Source organism: Streptomyces zhaozhouensis, from assembly GCF_900230195.1.
In the GTDB taxonomy this organism is placed as follows: domain Bacteria; phylum Actinomycetota; class Actinomycetes; order Streptomycetales; family Streptomycetaceae; genus Streptomyces; species Streptomyces zhaozhouensis.
This window is the reverse complement of sequence record NZ_OCNE01000056.1, coordinates 1-2,639: the sequence shown is the minus strand read 5'-3', so window position 1 is coordinate 2,639 and position 2,639 is coordinate 1. Positions and strand designations below refer to the sequence as shown.

1 protein-coding gene is annotated in these 2,639 nt (G+C 71.5%); it reads left to right on the top strand.

Annotated elements, in window-relative coordinates; all coding sequences use genetic code 11:
• Positions 1-102 precede the first annotated feature (102 nt).
• Positions 103-2,639: beta-ketoacyl synthase N-terminal-like domain-containing protein (locus CRP51_RS27940; protein ID WP_245880858.1), on the top strand; the 2,537-nt coding region annotated here is incomplete at its 3' end.

Here is a 2,639-nt window from a genome sequence, read left to right as displayed (position 1 = left end):
AATGTGGGGCATTCGTTGGCGGGTTCGGGTGTGGTGAGTCTGATCTCGTTGGTGCAGGGGATGCGGAAGCGGACCATTCCGGCGAGCATTCACTGTGACGAGGTGAACGACTACATTCGTTGGGATGATTCCCCGTTCTATGTGAACAGGGAGACCCGGGAGTGGCCCGAGTCCGAGGACGGTCGGCTGGTCGGCGCGGTCAGCTCGTTCGGGATGAGCGGCACCAACGCCCATGTCCTTGTCGAAAGTCACGGCTCGGAGGCGGAGGACCGGACACTGGCCCAGCAGTGGCCCTCACGTCCCGCCTACCTTCTCGCGCTGTCCGCGAAGAGCCCGGAGGGACTGGAACGCAGGATCGCCGACCTGCTGGCGTACGTCGCGGAGCGCCGGGACCTGACGGCGCACCACCTCTCCGTGCTCTGCGCCGAGCTCCTCGACGGGCGGCAGCACTTCCCCCACCGCTGCGCCGTCGTGGTGCGCGACCGGCAGGACGCCCTCCAGGCGCTCGCCAAGGCACGGGACGGGGAGAGCGCGCCGAACGTCTTCTCCGGTGAGGTGCTCCGCCGTTTCGTGGCGCAGTCCGCGATCCGGCAGGTGGTGGCGGCTCTCCAGGCGGAGGCGGTCACCGTCGAGGAGCCGGCCCGTGCCCAGGAGTTGCTGTACGCGCTCGCCGACTTCTACTGCCAGGGCTATGGCGTGGCGGGCGCCGGGCGGGTGGCCGCGCTGCCGCGGCTCGGCCTGCCCGGATACCCCTTCGCCGGGGATGAGTTCCGGCCCGCGCCGAGCGCGAGCGCGCTCTTCTCGGCCGCGGGCGGTGGTGCCCGGGGCGGGGCGGCGCTGCATCCGCTGGTGCATCGGAACGCCTCGGACGTGGGCGGTCTGCGGTTCGTCACCGAGTTCTCCGGCCGGGAGCCGTTCGTCTCCTCCGGCGTCCTGGTCGCGGACGCCCTGTTGGAGATGGTGCGCGCCTCGGTGGCGCTCTCGGCCGGCGGCTCGTCCCCGACGGCCGGCGGTGGGGTCGAACTGCGCGACGTGGTGTGGCACGAGGGCGTGCCGGCCGCCGGCGGCGCCGTGGTGGAGGTCGCGCTCTCCGCCTACGCCGGTGGCCGGGTCGGCTGGGAGGTCTTCTCGGCTGATCCGAACGATCCCGAGCTGGAGCTGGTCCACGGCGCGGGCGGCGCCCGCCGGCTGGACATGGCGCTGCGGGTGGTCGACCTCGACGCCGTCGCGCGCGAGTGCGCCGAGCGGATCGCGGTGGTTCCGGCGGGCGGCCGGGTGGCCGGCGTGTTCGTGGGCGGGCGTCGGGTGCTGGTGCGGCTGGAGCCGGGACGGTCGACCCTCGGGGACGTGGTGCTCCAACCCGGCGACGCGCTGGCGGCGCTGGAGGCCGTGGTGGTCGCGAGCGGCGGCCAGCTCGGTGCCGGGACCCTGCTGGGCGCCCGGCAGGTCGCGCTGCCGGTGGGCGTCGGCGTGGTCTCGACCGTGGTGGCGACGGTGGGGGAGTTCGGCAACGGACGGGTGGTCGTGGACCTCGACGGCTGCGACGCCTCGGGCGGTGTGCTCTGGTCGCTGCACGGCGCGGAGTACGGCTTCTCCCAGGCGGACCCGCGGGTGGGGGCCGACGGCTCCGCGACCGGCGGCTCCGGGGAGGTGGCCGAGGTCGCGGTCGCCGGTCCCGGGCGGCGCGGTGAGATGCGCGGCTGGTCGGTCGAGGAGTGCCTGCTGTGGGAGCTGCGCGACGCGGTCTGCGCCGTGCTGAAGCTCCCGCCGGAGAAGGTCGACGCCGACGACAACTTCGCCGAGTTCGGCTTCGACTCCATCAACCTCGCCGAGTTCGCCGAGGAGCTCGGCCGCCGTTTCCACTTCACCGTCACTCCCGACGTGTTCTTCGGCTACCCGACGCTGGTCCGCCTCTCCCACTTCCTGCTGGGCAACCACGGCGACGAGCTGGCCGCGTTCTACCGGGACGCCGAGCTCGCCGCCGCACCCGCGCTGGTCGTTCCCGCGACCGTCTCCTCGGGGGTGCGCCGCAGGGGTTCGCGCCGGGTGGGCGGCATCCGTGGTGGGGATGAGCCGGTGGCGGTGGTGGGGATGAGTGGGCGTTTCCCGGGTGTGCGGGATGTCGAGGGTCTGTGGTCGGTGTTGTCGGAGGGCCGGTCGGTGATCGGTGGGGTTCCGGCTGATCGGGTGGAGTGGTGGCGTGCGGGTGGTTCGGGTGAGGAGGGGGTGCGGGCTGGTTTTGTGCCGGGTGTGGCGGAGTTTGATCCGTTGTTCTTCCAGATCTCCCCGCGCGAGGCGGAGACGATGGATCCGCGGCAGCGGTTGTTGTTGCAGGAGTCGTGGAACGCGTTGGAGGACGCCGGTTACGGCGAGGAACGCCTGGCGCGTGAGCGGGTGGGTGTCTTCGTCGGTGCCGAGGAGGGCGACTACCAACTGGTCGTCGGCGAGGACGGCAGTGTCACGGCCGCCAGCAACTCGATTCTCGCCTCGCGTCTGGCGTATTTCCTGAACTTTGACGGTCCTGGGATGCTGATCAGCACGGCCTGTTCTTCTGGTTTGGTGGCGGTGCATCAGGCGTGTCAGAGTCTTCAGGCGGGTGAGTGTGATGTGGCGGTGGTGGCCGGTGTCAATTTGATGCT